Source organism: Amycolatopsis sp. NPDC043887, assembly GCF_056435665.1.
Genome location: NZ_JBWKEB010000001.1, coordinates 575,058 through 601,108 on the forward strand (window position 1 = coordinate 575,058; position 26,051 = coordinate 601,108).

Below are 26,051 nucleotides of genomic sequence, written 5' to 3' on the forward strand. Positions count from 1 at the left end.
CGCCGGGGTGGCCGCCCCGGCGCGGCAGGGAGCTACAGATGCAGCCAAAGCCCCAGGTGCAGGTGCAGGCCGTGGTGGTGATGCCCGTGGTGATGGCCGCCGCACAGCAGCAGGCAATGACGGGCCTGGTCCGCTCTGCCGGGCTCCGGCGCGGCCGAAGCCGTGCCTGCCGCGGGCCCGGCCAGCATCAGTCCGAGTGCCACGGGAACCGCGGCCAAGGCGGCCCGGCGCTTCGAGGTGCTCATCTGTGATCCCTTCTCCGCACTACGGCGCCGGAATGGCGCCGTGATCGAGTATTCGGTGCGGTACGGGGGAAACGGCAGGCTGATCACCCGCGATTCGATCGTCCGGATGATGACAACCGTTTTCAGTCACGTTTCCGTGGTACCCGGATGGCCGCTGAAACCCACCGATCCGGTCGATCCGGTGGTCGGCCGGGTGTCGTCCGCGCCGCCTTCGTCACCAACCCCGGGGGCCTTACGAGACGCGTGCCTTCCCGCGATAGCGTTCCGAACCGAGCTTTGAGGAGGCTGACGTGGGCAAGGGTTCGCGCAAGAAGGGTCCCAAGACGACCTCGGATCGCAAGCCGAAGGTGCGCGACGTCTTCGTCGGCCAGCCCTTCGAGGGGCTCGCGGCGGAGACCGAGCTGATCGCGCTGCGCGAGTTCGTCCCGTCGGCGACGGCGGCGCTCACGCTGGGCTCCGGCGAGAAGGTCACGCTCGGCACGGTGCTGCCGATGGCGGCGGCCGCGTTCGTCCGGTCCGACGGCGAGCGCTACGTCGGGATGCAGGTGCAGACCCGGTCCTCGGACATCAGCCGCGACCTCGGCCGCGCGCTCCAGTGGGTGCTGGACGCCAAGGAGGGTGACGTCCTGTCCGTGCCGGACACCACGACGCCGCCCACCGCCGACGAGAAGGCCCGTCTCCAGGACCTGCTCGACGTGAACGCCGAACTCGACGTCACGCTCTACAACGACTTCGCCTGGTGGCTCCCCGAAGACGCCGACGCCGGCGGCGACGTCGCGCTGTCCCTCGAGCGCGCGAACGCGGCGATCATGCCGACCGAACGCCTCGGCGCGGGCGCGTACTGGGTGCTCGCCGGCGAGAAGGCACACCTGCGCTGGGTCCGCCCGGAACCGGAGAACCTGCTGCTGCAAGCGCTTGCGCGGCTGTCGGCGGCCGGCGAGCTGAGCCTCGGCGAAGGTTCCCGCTACGCCGGTTCGTTCCGCGCGCACGGGCTGCTCGTCCCGGTGTGGGATCTCGACCCCGAGGCTCACGCCCGCGAGTGGGCCGACGCGAAGGAACAGCTCGGCGTCCGCCTCGAGGCCGCGCTGAAGTCGCTCGACAACGAGCCGCTCAACGCCGCCGAACGGCGCTCGCGCGACGGCCTGATCGGCCGCCAGCTCACCATCCGCTGATCCCTTCCCGCGCGTTTCGTCCTCTGAATGCGGGCTCCGCATCCAGAGGACGAAACGCGCGAGGATGGGTGCGTGATCCTCCATATCTGCCCCAAGGCCGACTGGGCCGCGGTGCCCGAAGGCGGCGTCTACACCGCCGCGTCGCTCGGCTCCGACGGCTTCATCCACTGCTCGGACCCGGGAACGGCGCATATCCCGGCCAACGCCGTGTTCCCCGGCCGCACCGATCTGGTGCTGCTGGAAATCGACCCGGCGCTCGTCGGCGCGCCCGTCGTCTGGGAGGACGGCGACCCGCCGCATCCGGCAGGCCTCCAGTTCCCCCACGTGTACGGGCCGATACCGCGTAACGCCGTGGTGGCCGTCCACGAATTCCCTGTTCAGGGGGACGGTACGTTCAGAATTCCCGGCTCCGTGGCGAGGCGTTGAGCAGGCGTCCCTCGAACTGGTTCGCGGCAAGAGACAACCTGTGGGGGCGGTCATGCGTTTCGGGAGAGGTGAGCCAGGCGAACCTGGCCGGATGACCCCGGGAGGAGGCGATACGGTGACCGCTGCCGCGACGGTCATACCGGGGACGGACGTCTGGGGGGCCGGCGAGAGCCGGAGGAGTGACGTGCCGGGTGAACTCATCGACTTCGGCGACTTCGTGAGGACCAGCCTCCCGGGTCTGCTGAGGTACGGCCACGCCCTCACCGGAAATCCGCACGACGCCGCCGACCTGGTCCAGACCGTGCTGGAGAAGATCGGTTCCCGCTGGTCGTACGTCCAGCACAAGACCGGCGACCCGATGGCCTACGTCCGCCGTTCGATGGCCAACGCGCATATCAGCCGCTGGCGCCGGACCAAACGCGAGAACCTGGTCGCCGACCTGCCGGACACCCAGCCGTACAGCCCCGCCGACCCGTTCGAGCACGAGCCGTTGTGGCAGGCGTTACGCGCGCTGCCGCCCAGGCAACGCGCGGTGATGGTCCTGCGTTACTACGAAGGCCTGTCCGAAGCCGAGATCGCGGATTCGCTCGGGGTCAGCCAGGGCACCGTCAAAAGCCAGGCGAGCAAGGCGATCGCGTCGCTGCGCACGAAGCTCGCCCTGATCGAGCCCAAGGACGAAGGGAGGGAAGCGGGATGAACATGTCCGAAGAGGACGTGCAGCGGAAGCTGCGTGACCTGTTCTCTGATGAGCGGCTGGGCGTGGGCCCCACGCTGAATCCCGAGACGATCGTCGCGGGCGCCCGCCGTCGCCGTCGCCGCCGTCAGCTGATGCAGACGACGAGTGGGATGGCCGCCGCGGTGGTCCTGCTGGCCAGCGGGGTCACGGTCTTCACGATCCACGACAAGGACAACGGCGCGGCCTTCCCCGGAGGCGATCAGCTCACCATGGGGGCGGCCCCGTCGAGCCTGGCGCGGCCTGGGCCGGGGAGTTCGGCACCGCCGGTCTCCTCCCCGGCGGCGTCGCCGAACCCGTCGTCCGCGTCACCGCCGTCGACGGCCCCAGACGGGCCGGTCAAGCCGCCGAAGAGCACCGCCGCCACGAACCCGCCGACACCGCGCAAGGTGACCACCGGCGCGCTGCTGACCCCGGCCGGCTTCGGCAAGCTCCGGCTCGGGATGAGCGAGGAGGAGGCGGAAGCCGCCGTCGGTCCGCTGCGCGCGAAGGATTGGCGGCAAGACTGCGTCTACGGTTACGTGGAAGGAACCGCCGTTCCGGGGCCGACTTCGGTGTCGCTGACCGAGGCGGACGGGATCACCGTCATCAACCCGGCCGGGGCGGTGCACACCCCCGAGGGGATCGGGGTCGGTTCGAGCGAAGCGGACATTCTCGCCGCCTACCCCGGCGGCACCAAGAACGGCAGCGCCTACTTCGCGCCGATCAGTTCGGTGAGCGCGTACCGGATCGCGCTGGCCAACGACGGGTCGGCCCTCGGCATCCTGCTGACCCGGATCGAGCAGGGCTGTCAGTTCAGCTGACGGGATGAAGAAAACCCGGGCTTCTCCAAGGGGGAGAGCCCGGGTTTTCCCGTGGTGGGAGCGTTGGCCGGTGCGTCAGAGCGCGCCGCCGGCGACCGGGGGCATCCCCGAGTCGGCGCCGCCGTCCCCGACGGATTCGCGGTGCAGGTGGTTCTCCACCTCGAACAGGTTGCCGTTCGCGCGCTTGACGATGTTGAGCAGCGTGGACATCTGGGAGATCTCCTCGACCTGCTCCTTGAGGAACCACTGCGTGAACTGCTCGCCGATGTAGTCCTCTTCGGCGCGGGCGGCCTTGGCCAGCTGCTGGATGTCGGTCGCGACGTCCTTCTCCTGCTGCAGCGCGAGCTCGATCAGTTCACGGACGTCGGAGAAGTCGTTGCGCACGTCGCCGGTGCCGGGGATCTCCACGTGGTGGTCGGTGTCCAGCATGTACTGGACCAGCGCCATCGCGTGGTTCCGCTCCTCGACGGACTGCTTGTAGAAGTGCTTCGCGAGCTGCGGCAGGTCCTCGGCGTCGAACCAGACCGCCAGCGCGATGTACTGCTGGGAGGCGTTGAACTCGTTGTGGATCTGCGCCTGCAGCAGTTCGTAGAACTTCGAGCGCGGTTGCTTCTTCTTGGTGAGGGCCATGTGTTCGACGATACGTCATCCGCATATTCGATTTCCACTTTTCTCTGGTGATGTACCCCCTATTAGGTTAGTATTCCCAATACTAGGTTCACCTCAATTAAGTAAGCCTTCCCTAATCAATTGAAATCGATTAGGGAAGGCTTACTTAATTTCTCTGTCAGATGCTTTCGCGCCGGATGGGGCACGACATGCAACGCGGCCCGCCGCGGCCGGAGCCCAGCTCGGAGCCGGTGATGGCCAGTACCTCGATACCGGCTTCCGCCAAGCGCGCGTTGGTTTCCACGTTACGTTCGTACCCGACGACCACGCCGGGCGCGAGGGCGAGGGTGTTGTTTCCGTCGTCCCATTGCTCGCGTTCGGCGGTGACCGGATCGAGGCCGGTGTCGATGACCCGGAGCCGGTCGATTCCCATTGCTTCGGCGGCCGCGGTGAGGAATGGGGCCGGGCCTTCCACCTTCACGGAACCGTCGCCGGTGGGCCGCATCGTGAACGCGGTCAGTGAATCGCGGGAAAGCGGATACATGACGACGGCGTCGGCGTCGACCATCGTGCAGACGGTGTCCAGATGCATGGTCGCGCGGGTCTGCTGGATGGGGACGGCGAGCACGGTGTGCGCGATCCCGTCGGCGAACACCGACCGCGCCAGCGACTCCGCGCCCGCCGCCGTCGTCCGCTCGCCGACGCCGATGGCCAGCACACCCGGCGAGAGCAGCATGACGTCGCCGCCCTCGATCGGTGCCGAATGCGCGCCGTACGCGCGGGACGCGTGGCGGAACCACGGGTGGTAGGCGTAGATGAGGTCCAGCACCGCGGTCTCGCGGACCCTGGCGGGCATGGTCAGCGAGGAGACCGCGACCCGGTCGCCGATCCACGCCGACGAGTCACGGGTGAACAGCAGGTTCGGCAGCGGATCGACGGCGAAGTCGTTCGGGTGGTTCATCAGCCGGACCAGCGAGGCGCCCTCGGCGGCGGGCAGTTCCTCGAAGGTCATACCCGCCATCAGGACCTCGGCCAGTGTCGCCGGGGTGACGCTCGACAGATGGGAGCGGAGCGAATCGGCGAGGTCGGGCCCCAGCCGCCGCTCGTCGACGGCCGCGTGCACGCCCGCCGCGTGGGCGCGGGTGTCCGCGAGCGCCGTGCGCAGCGCGTCGGCCAGCAGCAGCACCTCGACGCCGCGGCCGCGCAGCACCTCGGCGAACGCGTCGTGCTCCTCCTGCGCGCGGTCCACCCAGGGGATGGAATCGAACAGGAGCTGGTCGTTGTTGCGAGGCGTGAGCCTTTTGAGCTCGTTGCCGGGCCTGTGCAGCAGCACCGCACGCAGGGGGCCGACTTCGCTGTCAACTCGGGGTGGAGTCGTCTCGTCAATCACGGTTTCACACTAGCTAGGGAAGCCAGGAAACTCGCCCTTTGAGCAGCGCGTATCCGACGAAGGAAACGAAATCCAGCGCGGTGTGCGCGGCGATCAGCGGCCACAGCCGGTTCGTCTTCTGCCACAGCCTGCCGAACACCAGGCCCATCACGACATTGCCGACGAAACCGCCGAAACCTTGATACAGGTGATACGACCCGCGAAGCACCGAAGACGCGACCAGCGAGGTGTTCTCGCGCCAGCCGAGCTGCCGCAGCCTGGTCAGCAGGTACGCGACGACGAGCACTTCTTCGGCGAACGCGTTGCCGAAGGCCGACAACGTCAGCGTGATCGGACGCCACCACGTCTCGCTCAAAGTGGACGGTTGCACCGACAGGCTGAACCCGAGGCCGTAGGACAGGAAGTACAGCCCCAGCCCCGGAATCCCGATCGCCGCGGCGAGCAGCAGCCCGTGGACGACATCGCGGCCCGGCCGCTGTTTGTCGAGGCCGATCTCCGCGAGCTTCATCCCGCCGCGCCACAACAGGTACAGCCCGAGCGCGCCCCAGCCGACCAGCTGGCCGGCGCTCAGCAGCTGCTTGAGCAGGTCGACCAGGCTCAGTGTCGCCTGGGGAACGTTCAGCTGGGCCTGTTGCTGCGCCAGCGGCACCGGCTGCAGCAGCGAGTCCACAAGGGACAGCAGACTGCGCAGCCCGGACAGGCCGAGGGTGATGCCGAAGACGACGACCAGTTCGATGACGATCGTGCGGCGGCGCGCCGGATCTTCCACGAATTCCGGCAGCGCCGGGCGTTCGGGACGCAGCCAGCTCATCGGCCGCACGTTACCGTCGGGTCATGCCAAGGAGCATCGCGACCAACGAAACTCCTCGACCGCGCCGCGCTCGTCGACTTCCTGTCCACCCGTCACCGCGCCATCCTGATGACCACCAAGGCCGACGGCGGCCCCCAGCTTTCCCCGGTGACCTGCGGTGTCGACGCCGAAGGTCGTCTGGTGATCTCGACGTACCCGAAGCGCGCGAAGGTCGTCAACATCCGGCGCGAGCCGAAGGTGTCCGCCTGCGTCCTCTCCGACGAGTGGAACGACCGGTGGGTCCAGCTGAACGGCACCGCCGAGGTGCTCGACCTGCCCGATTCGATCGAGCCGCTGGTCGACTACTTCCGCGCGATCTCCGGTGAGCACCCCGACTGGACGAGTACCGCGAAGCGATGGTCAAGCAGGGCAAGAGCATCATCCGCGTCACCATCGAGTCGTGGGGTCCGATTGCCAAGGGCGGTTTCCCGGCAGAGCTGGCCTAACCCTGCGGAAAGTACGGGCAGCCGACGAGACGGCGGATCTCGCCGCTCAGCTGCTGCGGACCTTCGACCGGACGCGAGAACGCGAGCCGGACGTCGTGGTCGCCGGAGTCGGCCTCGACCCGCAGCCGCAGCCCGTAGCGGTCCAGCCCGAGCGGCCGGATCCACCCGCCGCGCAGTTCGGCGGGCACGTGTTTGGCGAGCTGCTGGACGACGTCGGCGTGGTCGGTCTCCAGATGCCGCAGCCAGTCGGCCTCGTAGTCGTGGAACGGATCCGGCGGCGCGGCGCTGAACATGTGCGGCCGGAGCGAATGCGTGCCCTCGGCGTCGGCGAGGACCAGTGACGCCGGGGTCAGCCGCAGCAGCGTCAGGCCGTGCCCGACGTCCAGGAGCCGCTCGTCCGGCCGGGTCTCGGCGATCGAGACCGCGCGGGCCCGCGCCGAAACCTCGGAGAGCGGGCGGAGCCAGCCCGTGATCCACAGCAGCCCGCGGATGGGTTCCCGCAGGTCGACCGGCGCCTGATCGGTCAGTTCGACCATCACCGCGAGCTCGCCGCGCTGGGCCTCGTGAGCGCGTTGCACCAGGTGGTGCTCGTCCGGCAGCAGGATGCTGACGCTGCCGCTCGTGTGCACGTGGTGCAGCTCGGGGATGACCCGGCCGTACTGTCCTGGCTGGTCACGCTGCTCCGCGGTCGGCATCAGCGTCGCCGGCCCGTTGCGGGTCGCGATCGTCTTCGCGCGTTCGGCGGGGTTCGGCGCCGGCGGGCGGCGGATGGACGTCGGTGTGGTCACGGCTCACCTCCTGGTTAGGTGAGCCTAACCTGATCTGGCCACCGAGTGGAAGTAGCCTGGATCACGTCTCACCGCATCCGTATACGTTGACCAGGTGGAAACCCACGGAATCCGGGTGCTCGAACCACCCGAAGGGATTCCGGCGACGAACATGCCGGTCCTGGTGCACCTGCTCGACCGCAACACCGTCACCGCCGGGACGATGGCCATCGCGACCGGACTGCTCGTGGCGCTGGGCGTCGTGCTCGCGGTGTCCGGGGGACACGGGATCGCCGCGCCCCTGGCCCTTCTGGTCTTCATGACACCGTCTTCGGTGTACCTCGGCTACTCCGCCCTTGCCGGATCCTCCTCGATGCGGAAGCTCACCGGCAAGCCGTTCCGCCTGGTGAACGGGCTGGACGGCGCCGTCGTCGCCGGTGCACGGGTGAGCATTCCCCTGGACGGGCGGTGGCTCGTCGTGCGGTTACCCGCTCCGCTCCGGGCGCAACTCGCGGCCCAGCGACGGCTCTGGGTGCTCGGCCCGTTCGTCGTGCTGCCCGGTGTCGTCGTCCCGCGCCGCGGTGCGTTCCGCGACACCGCGGTGAAGGGCTCGATCCCGTTCGCCGCGGAGCCAGTGTCGCCGGGCCGGATGCTCGCGACCCAGCGGCGTTTTCTCGCGGCGTACTACTTCAGCACTGTCGCGATGCTGCTCGTCGCGAGCGCGTTCGGCTTCTGGACGGCGGTCGACTATCCGCGGCGGGACAGCGTCGTGGTGAAGGTGACGTGGTTCTTCGGCTACGGCTGCGCGGTGGGCGCCCTCGGGCTCGCGATCGTCGCGGTGATGCTGCTCAGGAAGCTGCCCGAGCCGCGGTGGACCGAACTCGCCGTCGTGCCCGGGCCTGCCTCGGTCAACCAGTTCGGCATGGTCACCGTGAAGGGCAGGACCGTCCTGCCCGACGGACGCGAGGTCGGCGTCACCGCCGGTGGTTCGGATCCGTCGCTGGCCGCGAACATCGCCGCGACCGGACGGCTGTGGGTGCTCGGCGTGCCCGCGGCCGGGAAGACGGCGAAGGCCGGAGTGCCCGGTCACGCGGTTTTCGGACCGGTCCGATTCGGCCGGTGACGTCAGCCGAGCGAGCGCCGGGTCGCCTCCTCGGTCTCCACGACACCTCGCCGGATCCCTTCCAGTTGTTCGCTCAGCTCGCCGATGGTCGTCGTGTCGAGCAGCGAATCCCCGGTGGCGGCGGACAATTCGGCCGCCCTGGCGACCAGGCCGTCGAGTCCGAGCGCGCCGGATCGCAGCTGTGCCAGCAGTTTCCGCTGCGCGCTCGAAAGTCGCGCGTGCACGTCCTCCTGTGCTTGCACGGCTTCGAGCGACTGGGTCAGGTCGCCGCGGATGTCGTCGTCGGCGGTCTTCAAATCCTTCCGCAGCCTGGCTTTTTCGGCCGACACCGCGCCGAGGTCCACGCGCGCCAGCGCCTTCCCGGTGGCGGACGTGCGGGCGGCCAGGCGCCGGAGGGTGTCGACGGTTTCCCGCACCACCGGTTCCATGTCGGCCACCCGGCCGGCGAGCGGTCCGGTGTCGAGCGAAGCGGAAATCGACCGGAACCCGTCGGCCGCGGCCTCCGCGCGCCGCAGCCAATCCGCCTCCGGGGAACCGGGCTTGACGTCGGGGAATGGCCGTTCTTCGGGCTCTGGCAAGGGTTTCGGCCGCGTGGCGGCGGCGACTCCGGCGCGGGCGGCCAGCACGGTCACGCCGACGCCGAGCGCGGCGAGCACCGGCAGCTGCACGGCCCAGGCCGCCCCCGCCGACGTCGCCGCGAGGAGCAGTCCCCACGGCTCACCGAGTTCACGGACGAAACGCATAACCGAGGATCTCAGAAATTCGAGATCACGGCGGTGAAGACCTGGTCGATCGAGTCCGGTTCGGACGAGTCGTACCCGACCCCCTGGGTGGTCTCGGCGATCTCCTTGAGCACGTCCAGATCGGCGTCGGACCCGTACGCGATGGTGAACAGCCGCACCGCTTCGCCGCCGCCCTCGGCCCGCAGCCGTCCGACGAGGTTCGGCAGATCGATACCGCCGGGATCCTCGTTCCGGCCGTCGGTGAGCACGACGACCGCGTTGATCGCGTTCGGATCCAGCCGCTGCTTCATGAACTCGTACGCGGCGAGCGACGAATCGTAGAGCCCCGTGCCGTTCTGCGGGGTCAGCCCGTTCAGCCGCGACGCCAGCTCCTGCCTGCCCGGTTCACCGCCGATCGGCGACACCGGCCGCAGCTCCACGAAGTCCTTGTCGCCGTCGAGTTTCGTCGAGAACATCCACAGCCCGACCTTGTCCGCGTCGCTGAACTGCGGCAACGACGCCACGGCCGCCTGTTTCGCGAGATCCATCTTGTTCTTCCCGGTCCCGCCGACGCCGTCGCCCATCGACCCGGAGACGTCGACGACCAGCAGCACGTTCGCCTTCTTCCGCAGGTCCTTCCACGACTTCAGCACCTCGGTCAGCACCGGCGGGCTCGGCGGGCGGATGAGGTTGAGCTTCGAATCCGGCTCGGCGCCGTTCTCCTTCGTGGTCTGCGAACCGGGCTTGCCGTCGAACGTGCGGAAGCCGATGTCACTGAACTTCTGCTGCGCTTCGGCGCCGCGCAGATGCGCGAGGAAGTCCGCCGCGACCTGCTTGTGGAGATCGTCGGCCCAGTTCAGCACGGTGAACGGGTGATCGGAGTTGAGCGTGCCGTCGCTCGGATAGATCCCCACGAGCGGCACCTTCGGCGGCGCGTGCTGCCCGCGTTTCGCCGGGTCGTTGGTGGGATTGCCCTGGTTGTAGCCGACGAGCGAGTTCTCCTCGACCGTGACCGCCGAGATGTACGACATCGCGGCGCCGCGGTCGTCGGCCTTCTGCAGGTTCGTCAGGAACGTCAGCGTGTTGTCGCCGTAGTGGACGATGGCCTGCTCGACGTTCTGCACGAACGTCCGCGCCTCCGGCTTCGCGAGCGCGTTCGCGGTGAGGTCGGAAGACGTGCCCGTCGCCGCGTAGTAGGCGCCGATGGTGGCGTTGAGGCCGGAGGTCGAGATGTTCGGATTCGTCTTGCCCAGCCGGAACTTCCCCCATTCCGGGTGGCCGTATTTCGCCCAGCCCTGCGGATCCGTGGCCAGCGCGGCGAGATCCTTCCAGCCGATGCCCTTGCCCGGCCAGCCGAGCGCCTCGGCCATCGGTTTCGGCATCGCGACGACCAGCGGCGCGTTCGCGACCGATTCCGGGTCGCCCTCGGGCACCAGTGCGGGGTGGTCGGAGCCGGTGAGGTTCTGGCGCAACAGGTTCACCCAGCCCGACGCGGCGGGTGTCCAGACGTCCGGGCGCGGGCCGTCGATCGCCTCGTTCCAGCCGCGGGACAGCGCCTGCATCGCGGTGCCGGACGATTTCGACCGCACGAGCACGTCGACGCAGCGTCCGGCCACCGTGCGGCCGCTGTAGCCCTTGGCGATCTCGGCGACCACGCCCGCCTTCTCCGGCGACGACGACACCTGCAGCTTGACGGCGTCACCGGTGGTGCACTTCGCCTCGACGGCCTCTTCGCCGGAGTCGCTCGTGATCGCGCGCAAACCGATGATCAACCCGATCGCGACCACCGCGGCGGCCACGAACGCCAGCACCTTGCGGCCGCCGCGGGACTGCCCTGGATTCACGACCATGGAGAACCTCCCGGTGAGAAACACCGATTATCCGGAGGTTTCGCCTTGCCAGGCTTGGCGTTGCCGAACCGTTGCGGCCGTGGCGGTACTTATCCCGCCACGTTCCCGCATTTAGTCCTCTGAATGCGTGAGCGCCTGCTCGCGCCGGCCTTCGAATGCCGCATTCAGAGGACTAAATGCATGGGCACTAAGCGCCGGGACCCCGGCCGGACCAGGTCCACGCGTAGCCGGGGTCTTCCGACGCGTCGGCCGCCTCACCGAGGTCCAGCGGCGCGAAGGTGTCCACCATGACCGCGGTCTCGTCGAAGAACTGCGCCCCGATCGACGCTTCCGCCGCCCCGGGCTGCGGCCCGTGCGTGAAGCCGGACGGGTGCAGCGAAAGCGAGCCGACCCCGATCCCGGAGCCCTTGCGCGCCTCGTAGTTCCCGCGCACGTAGAACATCAGCTCGTCCGAGTCGACGTTCGCGTGGTTGTACGGCACCGGGATCGATTCGGGGTGGTAGTCGACCTTGCGCGGGCAGAACGAACAGACCACGAAGTTCGGGCCCTCGAACGTCTGGTGCACGGGCGGCGGCTGGTGCACGCGGCCGGTGATCGGCTCGAAATCGTCGATGTTGAACGCCCACGGGTACAGGCAGCCGTCCCAGCCGACGACGTCGAACGGGTGGGTCGCGTAGGTGTAGCGCGTCAGCCCGGCGCGGTGCCGCACGAGGACCTCGACGTCGGTGCCGTCCACGACCAGCGGCTCGGACGGGCCGCGGATGTCGCGTTCGCAGTACGGCGAGTGCTCCAGGAACTGGCCCTTCGCCGACAGGTACCGCTTCGGCGGGCCGATGTGGCCGCGCGCCTCGATGGTCAGCAGTTTGACCCCGCCGTCGTCGTGCGGGAGCACACGGTAGGTGCACGACGTCGGGATGACGAGATAGTCGCCGTCCCCGACCTCCAGGGAGCCGTAGATCGTCTCGACGGTCGCGCCGCCGCCCTGGACGTAGAACAGTTCGTCGCCCGCGGCGTTGCGGTACAGCGGCGACGGCTTGGTCGCGTGGACGAAGCCGATGGTGACGTCGGCGTTGCCGAACAGCCGCCGCCGGTCGGTGACCGCGTCGGCGTCGCCGAACTCGAGGTCCTGGGTCTTGAACGCGCGGGGCTTGAGCGGGTGGTTCGGGGTGATGGGGCCGCGCTCGTCCTCGATCGCGACCGCGTCGACGATCGCGGTGGGCAGCCCGCGGTGGTACAGCAGCGCCGAGTCCGCCGAGAAGCCCTCGACACCCATCAGTTCCTCGGCGTACAGGCCCCCGTCGGGCTTGCGGAACGCCGTGTGGCGCTTGTGCGGGATCTCGCCTACCTGCCGGTAGTAAGGCATCGGAATCTCCCCGGAACGTGTCCGTTTTGCGAACGATTTTGTCCTGATGTCGTACGCTACTAGCGTGTCAGTCGTGTCAAGCGCTGTGGAACTCACGCCACCCGGCCCCCGAGGAATCCCTCCCCTGTTCGCGCGGCTCGTCGACGACTCGGCGTTGTTCCCGCCCGGCGAGGCGTCCATGCCCGAAGCGCTGCGAGCGCACTTCGTGTCGAGGGCCGGTGAGCACTCCGGCGTCCTCGGTGTGTTCCTGTGCCAGGCGTCGCGGCTGCCCGAGCTCATCACGGAACTCATCAAGATCAAACCCAAGGAACCGCTGCCGCTGTCGCTCATCATCGACACCGGCCTCGGCGGCGTCCCGAAGGCGATCTCGATCGTCGAATCGCGCAGCGAGATCCTCAGTCTGCGCATGGTGGAGATGCCGGCGCCGTCGGACGTCGACGAGGTCTGGCTGGAGCGGGTCTCCGAGTTCGTGCCCGAGGACGTCATCCGCGTGGTCGAGCCGCGGCGCGGCGTCGGCTGGCTGGACGGCGTGCGGAAGGTGATCGAGCACGGCAGCTGGCCGAAGATCCGCTGCGGCGGCAAAGCGGGTGAGAACTTCCCCAGCGTCGACGAGGTCGCGGACTTCCTCGCGGTCGTCAGCGGCTCGACAGGGGCGTCGTTCAAGGCGACGAACAGCCTGCACCGCGCCGTCCGGCACACCGAGGAGTCGAGCGGCTTCACCCACCACGGGTTCCTGAACCTGATCGTGGCGTCCGCGCGCTGCCTTTCGGGCGGTGACGTGCGCGCGGCCCTCGAATCGACCGACGGCGCCGCGCTGGCCGCCGAGGCCAAGGGGATGTCGGACGAGGCGGCGAAGGCCGTTCGCGGGCTCTTCGCCTCGTACGCGGCGGCCTCGTTCGACGAGCCGGTCGCCGACCTCGGGGAACTCGGGTTGCTGTGACTCGTGAAGGGTCGCTGACCCTGGACCGGGGGCTCGCGCTGCTCCAAGCGGTCGCGGACGCCGGTGGCGAGGCGGCGACGATCTCCGAACTCGCCGTCGCCATCGGCGCGAGCCGGGCCGCCGTCTATCGGCTGCTCGTCCCGCTGTCCGAACGCGGACTGGTGTGGCGTGACGGCAACAAGGTACGGCTGGGGGTCGGCCTGCTCCGGCTCGCCGGACAGGTCCTCCCGCAGCTCCGCGAGGCCGCGAGGCCGGTCCTGCGTGAGCTGGCGGAGAAGGTCGGCGCGACCGCGCACCTGTCGGTCGCGCAGGGAGACCAGGCGCAGGCCGTCGCGGTCGTCGAACCGTCCTGGACGAGCTTCCACGTCGCCTACCGCGTCGGTACCCGGCATCCGCTGTCCGCCGGCGCCGCGGGCAAGGCGATCACGCTGCGTCCCGGCGGCGGCGAGGGCTGGGTCACCTCGTCGGGTGAGCTGGAAGCGGGTGCCTCCGGGGTCGCCGCACCCGTGCGCGGGGTGCCGGGCTTGAAGGCCAGCCTGGGTGTCGTGTCCCTGGAGCCGCTGGACGCGTCCGTGGTGGGTCCGGCGGTCGTGGCGGCCGCCGTCCGGCTGGCCGAGGTGCTGAAACAGCCCGAGTAGCGCTCAGTGTCTGTTGGTGAAACCCGCGTCCGCGATCGACGTCGGCAGGGCGCTGCCTGGTCATCCACGTCACGATGAAGCGAACAGGGCACCCTGCCACCGCGATAGCCGGGGCCTTCGGCCGGGGCGGGTACGTCTCAGCTCCGCCAACAGGCTCTCAGCGGTGGCTGAGCAGCGGGCGGACCATGGTCGCCAGCAGCGTGAGGTCGACCGCGAACAGCAGCCGCTCGAACAGGCCGAGCGTGACCTCCTGATGCGACGGGCCGGTGAGCATCGTCCAGACGAATCCGCCGAGCACGATCACCACCGCGGCGAAGCTGGCCACCGAAAGCCGCCGGATCGTCGTGCGGCGCGGCTCCCACGGGCATCGTGCCCGGCCGGGGCGGGTCAGCACCCAGGCGGCGGCGGGGAGCGCCAGGAAGGCCGCCAGCGCCGCGTAGTTGTGGATCTGCCCGGCCAGTGACCGGGCCTGGCCCTCGGGGTCGACGGGGACGAGCGCGAGGACGAACAGCCCGGCGCACCACACACCGAGGAGGACGAGAACGGACTCGTAGCCGCGCCGGTGCGCTTTCGCGATCCCGCCGAGCAGGGCGAGTGAGCCGAACCCCAGCGCCAGGCACATCGCGCCGAACAGCGGGGCCGCCGTCGAACCGGGCGAGAGGTAGCCGTAGACGTACTCGGACAGCGTCTGCCAGATCGGGCTGACCTGGCTGGACAGCCTCAGGTGCAGGTCGATCGAGATGGCGACCGCGACGGCCATGCCGAAGACCGCGAGCCTGCCGTGCACAGGGGAAACGGCGAGTGTCTTCGGCGAGGTCACGACCGGTTTCTCCAGGCACGTCGGGGCGGGTGTTCACCTTTTCGTTCCCGAAAGGTTACCCGGCGAACCTGTGAAGACCCCGTGCGCCTCAGAACGCCAGCTGGGCCAGCGCGAACAGCGAGAACCCGGCGAAGACGAATCCCGCCACGCGCTGGATGAGCTTGGGACGGATCCGGCTGCGGACCTTCGCGCCGATGAAGACGGCGAGCCCGGCGACGGCGACAAGCGCGACGAAGGAGCCGAGGGCGACCGCGAACGGGTTGCCGAAGCGAGCCGTGAGGCTGGCTGTCGCGAGCTGGGAGGCGTCGCCCCATTCGGCGGCGAACAGCACGCCGAACGACGTCAGCGCGGAGCGGAAGAAGGTCGCGGGGCTCGGCCCGGAGCGCGACGCGTCCTCTCCGCCGTCCTTGCCGGTACTGAACCCTTCACGAAGGAGCATGAACGCGCCGATTCCGAACATCGCGGCGACGATCACGGTCACCAGTGTCTCCGGCAGCAAAGTGAGCACGCTGCCGAAGGTGGCGGCGATCGCGGATTGCACGGCGAATGCGGCGGTGACCCCGACGAATACCGGCCACGCGCGGAAACGGGTGGTGAGAACCAGGGTGGCGACGAGGGTCTTGTCCGGTAGCTCCACGGCCATTACCAGGCCAAACGCGCTGATCAGCGCCAGCATCGAGCTCGACATGACAGTGCTTCACCCCTTTCACTGCAACGATAAAGGGGTGTTTCAGATAAAGGCAAGCTGATGGCTTTTCCGAATCGCATGGGATGTGCGGGCGAATTGTATTTCATGGCTGGGCTGAATTGAGTTTTCGGCAAACCGAATTCTTTTTTCCGGCTCCGCTGGTAGCGTCCGGGCGCATGGACGAGAGAGCGCGGATCGAAGACGTGTGCAAACGGCTGAAGGAGCACTATGTGTTCCCCGACGTCGCCGAGAAGCTGACGGTGCTCCTGCGGGCGAGGCTGAGTGACGGCGCGTACGCGGGCCTCGACGATCAAGCGTTCGCCGTCGCGGTCACCCAGGACCTGCAGTCGGTCAACGGGGACAAACACCTGCGGCTGCGGCATCACGTCGACCCGTTGCCCGAGGTGGACGGGGAGTCGTTCGATCCCGAGCAGTATCGGCGCGAGGCGGAGCTGAACGGCCATGGCATCGCGTCGGCGCGGCGGCTGGCCGGGAACGTCGGCTACCTGGAGACCAAGCTGCTCTACGGGCCGGATATCGCCGGCGAGGCGCTGGCCGCGGCGATGACGCTGCTCGCGACCACCGACGCGCTGATCGTCGACGTCCGGGAGAACCGGGGCGGGGATCCGATGGCGGTCGCGCTGCTGATCAGCTATCTGGTCGGCGAGCCGACGCATTTCAACAGTATCTATCTGCGCGACGGCGACGTGACCAACCAGTTCTGGACGCTGCCGTACGTACCGGGCCGCAAGTTCGGCGCGGACAAGCCGGTGTGGGTGCTGACCGGGCCGACGACGTTCTCCGGCGCCGAGGATCTGAGCTACTCCTTGCAGCAACTGGGGCGGGCGAAGACGGTGGGCGCGGTCACCGGCGGCGGGGCGAACCCGCGGCGACAGTACAAAGTGGACACCCATTTGGACGTCACTGTCCCGGGTGGACGGGCCGTGAACCCGGTCACGGGGACCAACTGGGAAGGCGTCGGCGTTCAGCCCGACATCGCCGTCGACGTCGAGGCCGCTTTCGACACGGCGTACGCGTTGGCGCTGGAACACGTGCTGACGCTGGGGGATTCGGGTGTGCGGCGGCAGGTCGCCGACGAGGCGAGGCTCACACTCGCCGGCCTCGGCTGACCAGGGCGCGGGACCTACGTCCCGGCGAGATCGGGACCACTTGAACTGGCGGGCTCATCGGGCGTTGAGCAGGCTTGAGGCGTGGAAGTTCTCGATCTCGCTCGGTGGCAGTTCGGCATCACCACCGTCTACCACTTCCTGATGGTCCCGCTGACCATCGGGCTTTCGGTCCTGGTCGCCGGGATGCAGACGGCCTGGGTCCGCACGGGTGATCAGCGGTACCTGAAGATGACCAAGTTCTGGGGAAAACTCCTGCTGGTCAACTTCGCGATGGGCGTGGTCACCGGCATCGTGCAGGAGTTCCAGTTCGGGATGAACTGGAGCGCGTACTCGCGATTCGTCGGTGACGTGTTCGGCGCGCCGCTGGCGATGGAGGGGCTCGTCGCGTTCTTCGTCGAGTCGACCTTCCTGGGGCTGTGGATCTTCGGCTGGGACAAACTGCCGAAGAAGGTCCACTTGGCGTGCGCGTGGGCGTACTCGCTGGCGACGGTGGCGTCCGCGTACTTCATCCTGGCGGCGAACTCGTGGATGCAGCATCCGGTCGGGGTCGAGTTCGTCGACGGGAAGCCGACGATGAACTCGATCTGGGCGGTGCTGACGAACAACACCGCGCTGGCCGCGATCCCGCACACGCTCGCGGGCGCCTTCTCGGTGGCCGCGGCGTTCCTGGTCGGTGTCGCGGGCTGGCAGCTGTGGCGCAAGCGTTCGGAGGACGACGAGCACCGCGCGGTGTGGCGTTCGTCGTTGCGTCTCGGCGGCTGGACCGGCGTGGTGGCGTTCGCGGTGCTGGCGATCACCGGCGACCTGCAGGGCAAGCTGATGTTCGAGCAGCAGCCGATGAAGATGGCGTCGGCGGAAGCGTTGTGCCACACGGAGAAACCGGCGAGCTTCTCGATCATCGCGATCGGCGACGTCCGTAACGCGAACTGCGAGGACGTCAAGACGTTCAACGTGCCCGCCCTGCTCTCGTTCCTGGCGCACAACGACTTCTCGACCGAGGTCAAGGGCGTTGAGAACCTGGTGACCGAGTACCAGGCGAAGTACGGCACGAACTACCCGGACGACCCGCAGCTCGGTTCGCTCGCGGGCAAGCCGATCGACTACGTGCCCAGCCTGCCGGTGACCTACTGGGGTTTCCGCGCGATGATCGGCTTCGGCGCGATCTCGGCCGGGATCGGGCTGCTCGCGCTGTGGCTGACCCGGCGTGGGCGGATCCCGGGGCAGCGGTGGTTCCCGTGGCTGGTGCTCGGCGGGATCGCGACGCCGTTCATCGGCAACAGCGCCGGCTGGATCTTCACCGAGATGGGCCGTCAGCCGTTCGTGGTGGTGCCGAACCCGACCGGTGTCGACGGGGTGTGGATGTTCACCGCGCAGGCGGTCTCGAAGTTGTCCACAGGCGAGGTCTGGACGTCGCTGATCGCTCTGACGACCGTCTACGCGGTGCTCGGCGTGGTCGAGGTCTACCTGATGCGGAAGTACGTCCGCGGCGGCGTCGACGCGGTCATGCCACCCAAGAAACCGGCCTCGACCAGCGAGAACAGCGACTCGAAAGGCGGTGACGGCGATGACGACGCGCTGGCCTTCGCCTACTGATCGCCTCTTTACGTCACCTACCCAGCCCCCCGCCCTTCCCGGGGGACGGCCCCGCACCCAGCGTATCGGGGGTATCGCTCAGGCGGGTTACCCACAGCCGATCTGTGGACAACTTGAGCGGTTGTGGATAACTCAGGGCGACCGGGGCATGAGGGGGCTGCTCGGGCGGGCTCGGGCGGTCACGAGGCTTTGTGAAAGCCACTTTCGCAACGTCCCGGCGCGGGAAGCGGCTCAGCGCCGAGCGAAGGCTGTCGAAGCAGTGCAAGCACTCGAAGTGAACGAAGCAAGCAGGAGTGCCCGATGACCCTCGAAACGATCTGGTTCTGCGTCATCGCCCTGTTCTGGCTCGGCTACCTCTTCCTCGAAGGCTTCGACTTCGGCGTCGGCATGCTCATGCCGGTCCTCGCGAAGGACAACACCGAGCGCCGCGTCATGGTCAACACGATCGGCCCGGTCTGGGACGGCAACGAGGTCTGGCTGATCGTCGCCGGCGGCGCGATGTTCGCCGCGTTCCCCGGCTGGTACGCGTCACTGTTCTCGGCCGCGTATCTCCCGCTCCTGGTGGTCCTGCTCGCCCTCATCGGCCGCGGCGTCGCGTTCGAATACCGCGGCAAGGTCGACTCCGATCGCTGGCGCCGCAACTGGGACCGCGTCATCGGCATCGGCTCGTGGATCCCGCCGTTCGGCGTCGGCCTCCTCCTCGCGACCACCGTCCTCGGTCTCCCGCTCGACGCCGACGGCGACCGCGTCGGCGGCCCGTTCGCCGCACTCAGCGTCGAAACGCTGCTCGGCGCGATCGCGGTCGTCGGGTTCTCGCTGGTCCACGGCGCCGCGTTCCTCGCGCTCAAGACCGAAGGCGACCTCCGCCACCGGGCGCGGAACCTGGCCACCCGCCTGCTCCCGGTCGCGCTGATGCCGTTGCTCGCGTTCCTCATCCTCGTGCAGCTGCGCTCGGGCGACCTGTGGACGCTGCTCCTCATCGGCGTCGCGGTCCTCGCCGCGGTGCTCGCGTGGTTCAAGATCCGCGCCGGCCGCGAGGGGCAGGCGTTCGCCGCGCTCGGCGGGGTCATCGCGGCGTCCGCCGTCGCGATCTTCGTCGCCCTGTACCCGAACGTCCTGCCGTCCACTGTGGACCCGGCGAACACGTTGACGATCGCGGGCGAGGCGTCGAGCCCGTACACCTTGACCGTGATGACCTGGGTCGCGCTGTTCGGCGCTCCCGCCGTCCTGATCTACCAAGGCTGGACGTACTGGGTGTTCCGCAAGCGCATCGGCACCCGGCACATCCCACCGGTCCACGCGCCATGACCGAACTTCCCGGCCGCGACACCCTTTCCGCCACGGAGTCCACAATGGACCCAGCGCGACCGGGGAGGGGTCCGCTCGGCGCGCTGGCTCCACTTTCGAGTGCGGCGCGCCGGGCGTTGATCCTCAGCGGGATCCTGTCCTTCGTCAACGCGGTCTTGCTGGTGGGACAGGCGTTCCTGCTGGCCGATGTCCTCTCCGCGGTCGTCCGCGGAACACCGGGGGACCGCACCGCCCAGCTGGCCGTGCTGCTCGCGCTCGTCGCCGGGCGCGCGCTGACCGGCTGGGCGGTGCGGATCGTTTCCGTTCGCGCGGCCGCCCGCGCGAAAGAGGAGCTGCGTGCCAAAGCCCTCGACCACGCCTTGAAACTCGGCCCGGAATGGATCGCGCGCCGCGGTCACGGCGAGCTGACGTCGTTGACCACCAAGGGACTCGACGCGCTCGACGCCTACTTCACCCAGTATCTCCCGGCATTGGTGACCGCCGCGATCGTGCCGCTCGCCGCCGGTGCCGCGATCCTGGTCGCCGACTGGCCGTCGGCCGTGCTCGTCGTGATCACCGTGCCGCTGGTTCCGCTGTTCGCCATCCTGATCGGCAAGCACACCGCCGAGCGGGTCGCCGAAGCCGCCGACGCCGAACAACGACTGTCGGGGCATCTGCTCGAACTCGTCCGTGCACTGCCGATCCTCAGCGCGTTCCGCCGCGCCGGGGCGCAGGCCGAGACGGTCCGGAAGATCTCCGAACGTCATCGCCGCACGACGCTCAAGACGTTGAAGGTCGCCTTCGCGTCGGCGTTCGCGCTGGAACTGATCGCGACGCTTTCGGTCGCGCTGGTCGCGGTCGTCATCGGTGTCCGCCTGGTCTCCGGCGAACTGTCGCTGGCCATCGGGCTCGGCGTGCTGATCCTCGTACCGGAGTGCTACCAGCCGCTGCGTGCGGTCGGCGCCGCGTTCCACGCCAGCGAAGACGGCGTCGAGGCCGTCCGCCGCGTCGCGGATGTGCTCTCGGAACCCTTGCCGGACAACGGTTCCGAGACACCCGCCCAGGGTGAGATCGACGTCCGCGGACTGCGTGTCGTCAGGCGGGGAGGATTCGCGCCCGACGGCGAGACGTTCAGCGTCCGGCCCGGCGAGATCACCTGGTTGCGCGCGCCCAGCGGCGGCGGCAAATCGACGACGCTCGCCGCACTGCTCGGCTTCGTGCAGGCGCACGACGGGTCGATCACCGTCGGCGGTACCGACCTCGCCGACGCCGATCTGGAGCGGTGGCGGGAGAACGTCGCCTGGGTGCCGCAGTCGCCGGTGTTCGGCGGGGGCACGGTCCGCGAGGAGGTCGGCGGCGAAGACGTCCTCGGCGAACTCGGGCTCGCCGGCCTCGCCGAGCGGCCGGTTTCGAAGCTGTCGCAAGGACAACGGCAGCGTGTCGCGGTGGCGCGGGCGCTGACGCGGGTCCGGTCGGGCGCGTGGCTGCTCCTGCTCGACGAACCCACCGCCCACCTCGACGAGGCCAACGCCGCACTCGTCATGACCGCGGTCCGCGAAGCCGTCGACGAGGGTGCCGCCGCGATCATCGCCGCCCACGAGCGCACCTCAGGTGTCGACATGTCGGCCAATGCGGTGCCTGAAGCCGGAGTCGTGGAAGAAACGCGGGCGACCCGGCCGCTGCCCTGGCGCGACCTGCTGAACCCCAGGTTTTTCGGCGGCGCGTTGCTCGGCGCCGCCGCGTTGCTCGCCGGGGTCGCGCTGACCGCGCTTTCGGGTTGGCTGATCGCCAAAGCGTCGCAACAGCCGCCGATCCTGACCCTGACGGTGCTGATCGTCGGCGTGCGGACGTTCGGTCTCGGCCGCGCGGGGCTGCGTTACCTCGAACGGCTGGTCACGCACGACGCCGCGTTCCGGATCGCCGGAAGTCTGCGCGTCCGGCTGTGGGATTCGCTGGTGCGGCTCGGCCCGGCACGAGCGCTTCGGGCCGGCGAGGAGCAGCGGCGGCTCGTCGGCGACACCGACACCGTGCGCGACCTGCTCCCGCGCGTGATCACGCCGCTGATCGTGGTCGCGCTGGTGGCCGTCGGCGCCGTCGCGGTCCAGGCCGTCGTGCTGCCCGAAGCCGGTCTCGCGCTGGCTGCGGCCGTGCTGGTCAGTGCGTTCGCGCCGCTGCTCGCGCTCCGGGCGGAACGCCGCGCGACCAGCGCGCTGGCCGCCGGACGGCGTTCGGTGGCGGCGCAGGTGCTGAGCCTGTTCGAAGCCGCCGCCGAACTGATCGCGTACGGGGCCGACAAAGAGCGACGTCGCCGAATCGCCACCACCGACACCGCGCTGACCGCCGAAGCCCGGCGACAGGCCTTCGGCGCCGGAGCGGCCGACGCCCTGATCATCCTGGCGACGGGGGCCGCCACCGTCGTGAGCACCGGGTTCGCGGTGAGCGCCGTCGCCGCAGGCGCGCTGAACCCGGTACTCGCGCCCGTGGTCGCCCTGGTGCCGCTCGCGCTGGCGGAGGTCCTCTCTCTTCTTCCGCCCGCCGCGCAGCACTGGGACACCCTTCGCCAGGCCCGTCTGCGCCTCGCCGCGTGCAATGAAGGCGTCCTTCATAGCAAAATTTGCAATGAAGGGGCCTTTCATAGCACCGGCGGGGTGCGGATCCGGAACGCCGACCTCGGCTGGCCCGGCACCGAGCGCCCGGTCCTCACCGGGGTCGACCTCGACATCGCGCCCGGGACGCACGTCGCCGTCGTCGGCCCGAGCGGCGCCGGGAAGTCGACGCTCGTCGCGGCCCTGCTCGGCTTCCTCAAGCCGAGCAAGGGTGACGTCGCCGTTCCCGAGAACGTCGCCTGGGCGCCGCAGGAACCGATGCTCGTCTCGACCACGGTCGCCGAGAACCTGCGTCTCGCTCAGCCGGCGGCGTCCGAGGCCGACTTGCGGAAAGCCTTGTACGAAGCCGTTCTCGAGGACGTCGAGCTCACGACGATGCTCGATAGCGCCGGCGCCGGGCTCTCGGGTGGACAGGCGCAGCGGGTCGCGGTGGCGCGGGCCGTTCTCGGTGCCGCCCGGGCCGATCTCGTGCTGCTGGACGAGCCCACCGCCCACCTCGACGAACCGACCGCGCGCAGCGTCCGCGAACGGCTCGGCGAGGCACTCGCAGGGAAGACCGTCGTCCACGTCACGCACAACGCCGCCGAAGCCGACGGCGCGGACGTGATCCTGGAGGTTCGGGAGGGCCGGGTCACAGCGCGAACAAGGGCCGGAGCGGTCTAATGTCGATAGCGCTCATGGATCCCACGCTTGCCGCGCGCGCACTGTCCGCCGCCACCGAGATCACCGGCACCGCCCTGTCCGGCGAAGACCCGGGCGACGTGCTGGAGACCGTTGTCGCCCGCGCCGTCGAACTGGCCGAGGCCGACCTCGGTCTCGTCATGGTGCGCGCGGACGACGGCCAGGTGGTCGCCGAGGCCGCGCACGGGGACACCACCCAAGGCCTCCGGGGGCTGGCCTTTTCCGCCGATTCCGCCGCGGGCCAGGTCGCCAGGGGCGGGAAACCGGTGGTCAGCGAGGACTTCACCGTCGATCCCCGCACGGCGCCGTTCGTACCGCCGGAGCTCCAGGGCTTCGGGCCTTTCGCCGCGTCGGCGTTCGGCGCGGGCGGGCGCGTCCTCGGCGCGCTCACCGTGTACCGCCGCCACGGCGGGGAACCGTTCTCCGCCAGCACGGTCGAGGTGCTCACGGCGTTCGCCGCGCAGGCGGGTGTGGTGCTGGCGCTGGCGGAAGGCGCCAACGCCCGCCACCGCGTGACCCTCTACCAAGAGCGCGAACGCATCGCGCGTGAACTGCACGACGTCATCGTGCAGCGTCTCTACGGCGCCGGGATGCAGCTCGACCGCGTCCGCAAGAACATGCGGAAACGCTTCGCGCAGGCCGATGGCGCACGGCTGTCCGAGGCGATCGACCAGCTCGACCAGACCATCGAAGAGATCCGCGGCACCGTGCGCGCCCTGCGCAGCCCGGAGCCCGCGAACCAGTCGGTCACCGCCACCGACCTCGCCGAGTCCGCGCGGGGTGAGGTGCGCATCGCGGGTGAGCTGCTCGGCTACCCGCCGACCCTCGAACTGTCGGGCGAACTGGCCGACATCCCCGCCGAACAGGCGGACCACATCCGCGCCGCCCTGCGCGAAGCATTGTCCAATGTGGTCAGGCACTCCGGGGCGAGCGAGACCCGCGTGACGCTCAGCCGCGACGCGGAAGGCGTCAAACTCCGGGTGCGGGACAACGGATCCGGTGTTCCGCAGGGAGTGGCCAAACGCGGCCTCCGGCATCTCGCCGAACGCGCGACGACGTCCGGTGGGCGCTTTTCGATCAATTCTTCCCCGAGCCTGGGGACCTTGGTCGCTTTCGACGTTCCACTCGATCAAACCGTGTGAAATTAACGGGTCTTTGCCGCTCGCTGGAGTGACAATTCGCGAATTCTGATTAATCAGTAACAGCTGGGGCCGGTGCGCGACTGTAAGTGTATCGAACGCGCTCAAAGCGCGAATTCCGAGTGAAAGGACTCCCCATGTCCTCGATTCGTCGCGCCCTCGGCACGGCCGCCATTCTCGCCGGATTCTCCTTGTTCGGCCCCGCTTCCGTGGCGTTCGCGCTGGCGGAAGCGCCCACGATCGCCGACCTGGATTGCGGGAACTTCCAGTTCCAGGAAGACGCGCAAGCCGTACTCGACAAAGATCGATCCGATCCGCACGGGCTTGATCGCGACAAGGACGGAATCGCCTGCGAAACGCTTCCCGAGCGCGGAACGGTGCCGTCCCGAACGAGCACGCCCACTCCGCCGCCGAGCACCACTGAAACGCGGGCACCGCGATCCACCGACAAGGATTGCGCCGATTTCCCCTCACAGGCCGCCGCGCAGGCCGAGCTCAAGAAGAACCCGCGAGACCCGCACAAGCTCGACGGTGACCACGACGGGTACGCCTGCGAATCCCGGTTCGGCGAACCCGCGAAATCGGGTCAGGTCAAGGTCAAACCCGTCGGCGGCGTCGCGACCGGCGGGGGCCCGGTCGAAACCAACGGCGGTTTCCCGGAGGTCGCCACGGTCGCGCTGACCGGCGCGGCGCTGCTGACCGCGACGGCCGCGGGCGCGTCACTGATGCTCCGGCGGCGTGCCGAGCGATGACCGGATCGTTCTGGCGCCGATGGCCGTTTCCGATGGTCATCGGCACCCTCATCGGGATGGTGTGCGCGGCCGTGCTGACCGCGTGCGCCGTCCCGCCGCCGGGCAAGGTCGCGTCGCCCGCACCACCCACCACGGTGGCCTCGGCGATGTTTTCGGCCGTGGAAGCGCCACCGCTCGCGCCCGCACGGCCGTCGAGGCTCGAGATCCCGGCGATCGGGGTCCGTACCGGCGAGATCATCGACCTCGGCCTCGCCGGTGACGGCACCCTGGAGGTGCCGCACGACGCGATCACCACCGGCTGGTTCACCGGCGGCCCGGCACCCGGTGAGATCGGGCCCGCCGTCCTCGCCGGGCACGTCGACTACAAGAAGGTCCCCGGCGTCTTCGTCCGGCTCAAGGAACTCAAGGTCGGCGACGAAGCCCTGGTCCACCGTGAGGACGGGATCACCGCGGTGTTCACCGTGTACGCCGTCGAACGGCATCCGAAGTCGTCGTTCCCCACGGAGAAGGTCTACGGCGATACGACCGGGCCTGAACTGCGCTTGATCACCTGCGGCGGTGATTTCGACTCCTCGACCGGCAACTACCTCGACAACGTCGTGGCCTTCGCGAAGCTGACCCGCGTTTAGATTCTCCGGATGCGCACCGTCTACGTCGTCACGCATCCGGAGGCCACGCACCACGTCGATCGCCTGGTGGGCGGGTGGTTCGACGCCGAACTCACTCCTGCCGGAGAACGCGCGGCCGCCGCCGTCGCCGAGTCGCTGCGGGCGAAGGTGCCGGAACAGGTGGAGCTGTACTCCTCGGATCTGCGCCGCACCGTCCGGACGGCCGAGTTGATCGGTGAACAGCTCGGCGTGACCCCGATCCTGGACCGGCGGCTGCGCGAGAAGTCGTACGGGGAAGCCGGTGGCAGGCCGCAGGAGTGGCTGGACAGCCGGTTCGTCCCGCCTCCCGCCGTCGGGGACCGGCTGGGACACGACGAAGGAATCCCGGGCGCCGAAACCAAAGGAGCGATGGCCGCGAGGGTGTACGCGGCCATGGAGTCGATCCTGGAAAGCCGTTGCGAACACCAGATCGTCGTCACGCACGGTGGTGCGCTCACCTTCGTGATCGCCGCGTGGATCCGGATGCCGCTCGAGTCGGCCGGGTACGTGGACTTCCGCGGTTCACCCGGGAGCGTCACGGTGCTGCGTGAGGACGACTACTTCCACAACCGGCAGGTCGTGACGCTCGCCGGGATCGGCCATCTCCCGATCGGGGAGGCCGATCGTTGAT

At 69.2% G+C, this 26,051-nt stretch carries 25 protein-coding genes and 1 pseudogene; 16 read left to right on the forward strand and 10 right to left on the reverse strand.

The genetic code is table 11. From position 1 onward, the window contains the following. Window positions 1–32: 32 nt before the first annotated feature. On the reverse strand, window positions 33–245 hold the full coding sequence (locus tag AC069H_RS02875; protein ID WP_340685965.1) for a hypothetical protein: 213 nt from the start codon (window positions 243–245) through the stop codon (window positions 33–35). A 290-nt stretch (window positions 246–535) separates the two neighbouring features. Here AC069H_RS02875 and AC069H_RS02880 point away from each other — a divergent pair, with 290 nt between their 5' ends. From AC069H_RS02880 to AC069H_RS02895, 4 genes are all read left to right on the forward strand, one after another. Further along, complete coding sequence (locus tag AC069H_RS02880) at window positions 536–1,417, forward strand: DUF5926 family protein (RefSeq protein ID WP_478223807.1); 882 nt, start codon at window positions 536–538, stop codon at window positions 1,415–1,417. Between the two features lie 72 nt (window positions 1,418–1,489). Further along, complete coding sequence (locus AC069H_RS02885) at window positions 1,490–1,843, forward strand: DUF952 domain-containing protein (RefSeq protein ID WP_478231138.1); 354 nt, start codon at window positions 1,490–1,492, stop codon at window positions 1,841–1,843. Window positions 1,844–2,027: 184 nt separating this feature from the next. Next, entirely contained in the window at window positions 2,028–2,540 is a 513-nt protein-coding gene (locus AC069H_RS02890) for a SigE family RNA polymerase sigma factor (RefSeq protein WP_478231410.1), read from the forward strand. After that, window positions 2,537–3,379, forward strand: coding sequence for a hypothetical protein (locus AC069H_RS02895; protein WP_478231139.1), 843 nt, complete (start codon window positions 2,537–2,539; stop codon window positions 3,377–3,379). Before AC069H_RS02890 ends, AC069H_RS02895 begins: the two co-directional genes overlap by 4 nt. A 75-nt stretch (window positions 3,380–3,454) precedes the next feature. Here AC069H_RS02895 and AC069H_RS02900 read toward each other — a convergent pair whose 3' ends face one another. From AC069H_RS02900 to AC069H_RS02910, 3 genes are all read right to left on the reverse strand, one after another. Continuing rightward, complete coding sequence (locus tag AC069H_RS02900; RefSeq protein WP_478223804.1) at window positions 3,455–4,009, reverse strand: ferritin; 555 nt, start codon at window positions 4,007–4,009, stop codon at window positions 3,455–3,457. Window positions 4,010–4,166: 157 nt separating this feature from the next. Continuing rightward, window positions 4,167–5,378, reverse strand: a complete 1,212-nt coding sequence (locus tag AC069H_RS02905) for an arginine deiminase (RefSeq protein WP_478223803.1) — start codon at window positions 5,376–5,378, stop codon at window positions 4,167–4,169. A gap of 13 nt (window positions 5,379–5,391) precedes the next feature. Next, window positions 5,392–6,189: a CPBP family intramembrane glutamic endopeptidase gene (locus tag AC069H_RS02910; RefSeq protein ID WP_478231140.1), complete on the reverse strand. Its 798-nt coding sequence runs from the start codon at window positions 6,187–6,189 to the stop codon at window positions 5,392–5,394. Between the two features lie 23 nt (window positions 6,190–6,212). Here AC069H_RS02910 and AC069H_RS02915 point away from each other — a divergent pair. Further along, window positions 6,213–6,674 (forward strand): annotated as a pseudogene (locus AC069H_RS02915) (PPOX class F420-dependent oxidoreductase). On the opposite strand, the gene AC069H_RS02920 reads toward AC069H_RS02915, so the two are convergent. Beyond that, the gene (locus AC069H_RS02920; protein WP_478231141.1) at window positions 6,671–7,462 is read right to left on the reverse strand and encodes a DUF2470 domain-containing protein; all 792 of its coding nucleotides are present in this window, start codon (window positions 7,460–7,462) and stop codon (window positions 6,671–6,673) included. The pseudogene AC069H_RS02915 and the gene AC069H_RS02920 overlap by 4 nt on opposite strands. 94 nt (window positions 7,463–7,556) lie before the next feature. Between AC069H_RS02920 and AC069H_RS02925 the strand changes: the two genes are divergently transcribed. Further along, window positions 7,557–8,564, forward strand: coding sequence for a hypothetical protein (locus AC069H_RS02925; RefSeq protein ID WP_478231142.1), 1,008 nt, complete (start codon window positions 7,557–7,559; stop codon window positions 8,562–8,564). A gap of 2 nt (window positions 8,565–8,566) precedes the next feature. Here the strand turns inward: AC069H_RS02925 and AC069H_RS02930 are convergent, their stop codons facing one another. The 3 genes from AC069H_RS02930 to AC069H_RS02940 form a co-directional block, all read right to left on the reverse strand. After that, window positions 8,567–9,307: a hypothetical protein gene (locus AC069H_RS02930; protein WP_478223799.1), complete on the reverse strand. Its 741-nt coding sequence runs from the start codon at window positions 9,305–9,307 to the stop codon at window positions 8,567–8,569. 11 nt (window positions 9,308–9,318) lie between these two features. After that, window positions 9,319–11,136: a substrate-binding and vWA domain-containing protein gene (locus AC069H_RS02935; protein WP_478231143.1), complete on the reverse strand. Its 1,818-nt coding sequence runs from the start codon at window positions 11,134–11,136 to the stop codon at window positions 9,319–9,321. 187 nt (window positions 11,137–11,323) lie between these two features. Next, the gene (locus AC069H_RS02940) at window positions 11,324–12,499 is read right to left on the reverse strand and encodes a homogentisate 1,2-dioxygenase domain-containing protein (protein WP_478231144.1); all 1,176 of its coding nucleotides are present in this window, start codon (window positions 12,497–12,499) and stop codon (window positions 11,324–11,326) included. An 85-nt stretch (window positions 12,500–12,584) separates the two neighbouring features. Between AC069H_RS02940 and AC069H_RS02945 the strand changes: the two genes are divergently transcribed. Further along, a complete protein-coding gene (locus tag AC069H_RS02945) occupies window positions 12,585–13,439 on the forward strand; it encodes a hypothetical protein (RefSeq protein ID WP_478224435.1) in 855 nt (284 codons plus the stop codon). After that, complete coding sequence (locus tag AC069H_RS02950) at window positions 13,436–14,077, forward strand: IclR family transcriptional regulator (RefSeq protein WP_340685952.1); 642 nt, start codon at window positions 13,436–13,438, stop codon at window positions 14,075–14,077. Before AC069H_RS02945 ends, AC069H_RS02950 begins: the two co-directional genes overlap by 4 nt. A 157-nt stretch (window positions 14,078–14,234) precedes the next feature. On the opposite strand, the gene AC069H_RS02955 is transcribed toward AC069H_RS02950, so the two are convergent. Then, window positions 14,235–14,897 (reverse strand): DUF998 domain-containing protein, encoded by a 663-nt coding sequence (locus tag AC069H_RS02955; protein ID WP_478223796.1) that lies wholly within the window; start codon window positions 14,895–14,897, stop codon window positions 14,235–14,237. Between the two features lie 88 nt (window positions 14,898–14,985). Next, window positions 14,986–15,573, reverse strand: coding sequence for a TMEM165/GDT1 family protein (locus tag AC069H_RS02960; protein WP_478224434.1), 588 nt, complete (start codon window positions 15,571–15,573; stop codon window positions 14,986–14,988). A 188-nt stretch (window positions 15,574–15,761) separates the two neighbouring features. On the opposite strand from AC069H_RS02960, the gene AC069H_RS02965 reads away from it, so the two are divergent. The 8 genes from AC069H_RS02965 (at window position 15,762) to AC069H_RS03000 (ending at window position 26,050) form a co-directional block, all read left to right on the forward strand. Further along, window positions 15,762–16,715: a S41 family peptidase gene (locus AC069H_RS02965; RefSeq protein WP_478223795.1), complete on the forward strand. Its 954-nt coding sequence runs from the start codon at window positions 15,762–15,764 to the stop codon at window positions 16,713–16,715. An 81-nt stretch (window positions 16,716–16,796) separates the two neighbouring features. Continuing rightward, window positions 16,797–18,308, forward strand: coding sequence for a cytochrome ubiquinol oxidase subunit I (locus tag AC069H_RS02970; protein WP_478231145.1), 1,512 nt, complete (start codon window positions 16,797–16,799; stop codon window positions 18,306–18,308). 300 nt (window positions 18,309–18,608) lie between these two features. After that, the gene (cydB, locus tag AC069H_RS02975; RefSeq protein WP_478223793.1) at window positions 18,609–19,616 is read left to right on the forward strand and encodes a cytochrome d ubiquinol oxidase subunit II; all 1,008 of its coding nucleotides are present in this window, start codon (window positions 18,609–18,611) and stop codon (window positions 19,614–19,616) included. A 44-nt stretch (window positions 19,617–19,660) separates the two neighbouring features. Next, the gene (gene cydC, locus AC069H_RS02980; protein WP_478231146.1) at window positions 19,661–22,864 is read left to right on the forward strand and encodes a thiol reductant ABC exporter subunit CydC; all 3,204 of its coding nucleotides are present in this window, start codon (window positions 19,661–19,663) and stop codon (window positions 22,862–22,864) included. Between the two features lie 14 nt (window positions 22,865–22,878). Then, window positions 22,879–24,024 (forward strand): GAF domain-containing sensor histidine kinase, encoded by a 1,146-nt coding sequence (locus AC069H_RS02985; protein WP_340685946.1) that lies wholly within the window; start codon window positions 22,879–22,881, stop codon window positions 24,022–24,024. A gap of 134 nt (window positions 24,025–24,158) precedes the next feature. After that, the gene (locus tag AC069H_RS02990; RefSeq protein WP_478231147.1) at window positions 24,159–24,773 is read left to right on the forward strand and encodes an excalibur calcium-binding domain-containing protein; all 615 of its coding nucleotides are present in this window, start codon (window positions 24,159–24,161) and stop codon (window positions 24,771–24,773) included. Further along, window positions 24,770–25,402 (forward strand): class F sortase, encoded by a 633-nt coding sequence (locus tag AC069H_RS02995; protein WP_478231148.1) that lies wholly within the window; start codon window positions 24,770–24,772, stop codon window positions 25,400–25,402. Before AC069H_RS02990 ends, AC069H_RS02995 begins: the two co-directional genes overlap by 4 nt. A gap of 9 nt (window positions 25,403–25,411) precedes the next feature. Continuing rightward, the gene (locus AC069H_RS03000) at window positions 25,412–26,050 is read left to right on the forward strand and encodes a histidine phosphatase family protein (RefSeq protein WP_478231149.1); all 639 of its coding nucleotides are present in this window, start codon (window positions 25,412–25,414) and stop codon (window positions 26,048–26,050) included. Window position 26,051 lies beyond the last annotated feature (1 nt).

Coding starts and splice junctions, on each gene's coding strand:
- AC069H_RS02875 (WP_340685965.1), bottom strand. CDS start 245: ATGAGCACCTCGAAGCGCCGGGCCGCCTTGGCCGCGGTTCCCGTGGCA.
- AC069H_RS02895 (WP_478231139.1), top strand. CDS start 2,537: ATGAACATGTCCGAAGAGGACGTGCAGCGGAAGCTGCGTGACCTGTTC.
- AC069H_RS02900 (WP_478223804.1), bottom strand. CDS start 4,009: ATGGCCCTCACCAAGAAGAAGCAACCGCGCTCGAAGTTCTACGAACTG.
- AC069H_RS02910 (WP_478231140.1), bottom strand. CDS start 6,189: ATGAGCTGGCTGCGTCCCGAACGCCCGGCGCTGCCGGAATTCGTGGAA.
- AC069H_RS02930 (WP_478223799.1), bottom strand. CDS start 9,307: ATGCGTTTCGTCCGTGAACTCGGTGAGCCGTGGGGACTGCTCCTCGCG.
- AC069H_RS02935 (WP_478231143.1), bottom strand. CDS start 11,136: ATGGTCGTGAATCCAGGGCAGTCCCGCGGCGGCCGCAAGGTGCTGGCG.
- AC069H_RS02940 (WP_478231144.1), bottom strand. CDS start 12,499: ATGCCTTACTACCGGCAGGTAGGCGAGATCCCGCACAAGCGCCACACG.
- AC069H_RS02960 (WP_478224434.1), bottom strand. CDS start 15,573: ATGCTGGCGCTGATCAGCGCGTTTGGCCTGGTAATGGCCGTGGAGCTA.
- AC069H_RS02965 (WP_478223795.1), top strand. CDS start 15,762: ATGGACGAGAGAGCGCGGATCGAAGACGTGTGCAAACGGCTGAAGGAG.
- cydB (WP_478223793.1), top strand. CDS start 18,609: ATGACCCTCGAAACGATCTGGTTCTGCGTCATCGCCCTGTTCTGGCTC.
- cydC (WP_478231146.1), top strand. CDS start 19,661: ATGGACCCAGCGCGACCGGGGAGGGGTCCGCTCGGCGCGCTGGCTCCA.
- AC069H_RS02985 (WP_340685946.1), top strand. CDS start 22,879: ATGGATCCCACGCTTGCCGCGCGCGCACTGTCCGCCGCCACCGAGATC.
- AC069H_RS02990 (WP_478231147.1), top strand. CDS start 24,159: ATGTCCTCGATTCGTCGCGCCCTCGGCACGGCCGCCATTCTCGCCGGA.
- AC069H_RS02995 (WP_478231148.1), top strand. CDS start 24,770: ATGACCGGATCGTTCTGGCGCCGATGGCCGTTTCCGATGGTCATCGGC.
- AC069H_RS03000 (WP_478231149.1), top strand. CDS start 25,412: ATGCGCACCGTCTACGTCGTCACGCATCCGGAGGCCACGCACCACGTC.